The following is a 2,830-nucleotide window of genomic DNA, read 5'->3' as shown; positions in this document are numbered from 1 at the left end:
ACCATTATGTTATTACTATAATTTAGGAACGCACTGCGGGGAGAGCGAGATGGTAAGGCTGGGAAAGCTGTAGGCCTAAGTAAAGACCCCAAATAGGTTTATTTCTTATCCAGCGATCGCAACTATCTGCTGTTTCCAACACCAGCAATAAACCCTGTCTCTTTAAGCAGCAGCCCTAGTTCTCTGTGACGAAGTTTAGTGTCCTTGTTGTTGTTTTCCCACATATCAGAAAAGAAGTCTTGCATCAGCGCAATGATGCTGCGGTACTTGACGATGCTGGCAACATAAAACTTATCTAACTTCATGACTCCATCAGCATCTATCTGCTCAATGTTGTCGAATAATATAGAGCGCAGTTCATAAGGTTTTAAGCCTTCTTTTATGCCATATTTTTCCATAATCCTGCGTTTATCTTTCTCCGAACATAAATCATACGGCGATCGAATCAGATGACCAAGATTCCGCAAGACTTCTCCGTAGTCATAAAATGTGTTCTGCTTAAAGAAAAACTTTTCATCTTTCGTCAACGTAAAACTCTTATCAAGTACCAAACCAAAATCGGTCAAATATGTCTGCTTGCCGTCGGTGAGAATATTGCGAAAATGTGCGTCAAAGTGGATAATTCCCTTCTTTCTCAAAAAGGTAATCGTCGTGCGTAAGTCATCCAGGGGTTTTTGAAGTTTGTTGGGGTTGTCTTGCAGCCATGTTTCCAGAATATGTGGTATGTATTCTAGAAATAGAACCAACTCATAGTTAGCGATCGCTCTATCTAACATATAATTGCCAGCGTTGGTACTATTGCCCCAGTACTCCACATAACTTTCTAGACGCGACTTCTCGACATCCGCACGCCGCCCGAAGAAAGGAATAATCCGATAATGGTACATCAGTGGGAAGGTAGCAATTACCCCCGACAATACCCAGTTAGTTGTCTTGATATGGGTAACAAGTTCCCGGAAGACCCCAAAACCAGTGGAACCGAAGCCGTAATTACAGTAAGTCGGCAGATGATAGAGGTTTCTGGTGGAGAAGAGATTGTCAAATTCGATATTTGTAACCGGAACACGTTTCACAAAGACCTTGGATTCCCCAAGGACGATGGTGTGATTCATTCCCCAACCCGTACTCGACTCATTCGACTCACTATTGTCAAATAGAGAACGCAATTGTGCATTATCCAACTGAGCGATTTGCGAACTGAGCTTGAAGTATCTCTTTCTTCTAAGTTCTATATGCTTCTTAGGCATTTTCTCCCGTCCAGCCACAGCATAAGAGACTGTAAGCAACACATCCTTGGCTAAAGACGCGATGAATCGCGTCTCTACAAGGCAAATAATTGGGAGTAGTTCAGGTAGTGTATTCGGCGTTAATCTTCACGTAGTCATAACTCAAATCACAACCCCAGGCTTTACCCACACCATAACCATTGCCAACATTAACGGAGATTAATACCGTATCCTGTTGCAGATAAGCACCCACCGATGCTTTTTTCAAATAAGCACTTGCTGCTGCACGGTCAAATTCTAGAGGTTGCCCATTTTCTAACATTAAGAAATCCCCTAGCTTAATTTGCAGGTTTTCTTGCTCAAAGGGCACACCTGCGCGTCCAGCAGCGGCGGCGATGCGTCCCCAATTTGGATCGCGTCCAAAGATTGCAGATTTAACTAAGGATGAACCAGCGATGGTTTTGGCTATTTGTCGGGCTGAGATTTCATCATGAGCGCCAGTCACTTCCACTTCAATGAGACAGGTTGCGCCTTCACCATCACGAGCGATCGCTTTGGCTAAATGCTGGCAAACTGCTGTTAACATCGCCTCTAATTTCTCTGCTTCTGCGCCCCATTCTATAATTGCTGGGGTGCGAGATTGACCGTTTGCCAAGGCAATTAAGCTGTCGTTGGTGCTGGTATCACCATCCACAGTAATGGAATTAAAGCTTCTATCAGCTGCCCTTGCTAACATCTGTTGCCAAAGGTGAGGCGAAACCACAGCATCACAAGTAACAAATGCCAGCATGGTTGCCATATTGGGGTGAATCATGCCGGAACCTTTGGCAATACCGCCAATTCGTACTGGGCGGTCGCTTATAGTTGTCTCTAGGGCAATGGATTTTGTTACCAAGTCTGTAGTGATAATCGCTCCGGCGGCGGCATCTGAGCCTGTGTCTGATAGTGCTGTTACTAGCTTGGGAATTCCACTTCGCAAAGCATCCATCTTAATTCTTTGACCAATCACGCCAGTGGAAGCCAATAAGACAGATTCAGACGAGATGTTCAGTGCTTGGGCTATTGCCATAGCAGATTCTAGGGTATCAAGGTAACCTTGAGTTCCGGTAGCGGCGTTTGCTTGTCCGGCGTTGCAGAGGATGGCACGAGCGCTCTGTTTAGCTTGCAAGCGTTGGCGACAATATTCTACGCAGGCAGCTTTAACTTGGCTGGTGGTGAATACACCCGCTGCGATCGCTTCCACCTCTGAGAATATCAAAGCTAAATCTGGCAACCCCGAAGGTTTCAAACCTGCGGTAATTCCCGCCGCCTGATACCCCCTTGGTGCTGTGATACCACCTGTTATTTCTTGCCAATCTGTCATTATTCTTCCTTACAACTATCAGGTTGGATAGGTCAATTTGTACTTTACAAAAGTGCTGAGTTAGGAGTTACGAGTTAAGAGTTATTAGTTTCCCTCTACTCCCCACTCCCTTTTATTGTGAGTTTATTTGCTGATGGCAATAATAATGCACCAGTTGGCGATTGGCATAATTGTTTTTACCTTTCTTATGACGAAAAACCAAAACAAAAAAAGATAGCCACTTGAGCCACCCTCTAGATTG

2 protein-coding genes are annotated in these 2,830 nt (G+C 44.6%); both read right to left on the bottom strand.

Annotation, left to right across the window (positions count from 1 at the left end):
- Positions 1 to 122: 122 nt before the first annotated feature.
- Entirely contained in the window at positions 123 to 1,247 is a 1,125-nt protein-coding gene (locus tag IQ229_RS22345) for a BUD32 family EKC/KEOPS complex subunit (RefSeq protein ID WP_194047503.1), read from the bottom strand.
- A gap of 100 nt (positions 1,248 to 1,347) precedes the next feature.
- The gene (gene argJ / locus IQ229_RS22340) at positions 1,348 to 2,589 is read right to left on the bottom strand and encodes a bifunctional ornithine acetyltransferase/N-acetylglutamate synthase (protein WP_194047501.1); all 1,242 of its coding nucleotides are present in this window, start codon (positions 2,587 to 2,589) and stop codon (positions 1,348 to 1,350) included.
- Between the last annotated feature and the right edge of the window lie 241 nt (positions 2,590 to 2,830).

The organism is Nostoc cf. edaphicum LEGE 07299 (assembly GCF_015207245.1).
GTDB lineage: Bacteria > Cyanobacteriota > Cyanobacteriia > Cyanobacteriales > Nostocaceae > Nostoc > Nostoc edaphicum_B.
The sequence above is the reverse complement of the archived record's forward strand: the minus strand, read 5'-3'. Positions and strand labels throughout refer to the sequence as shown.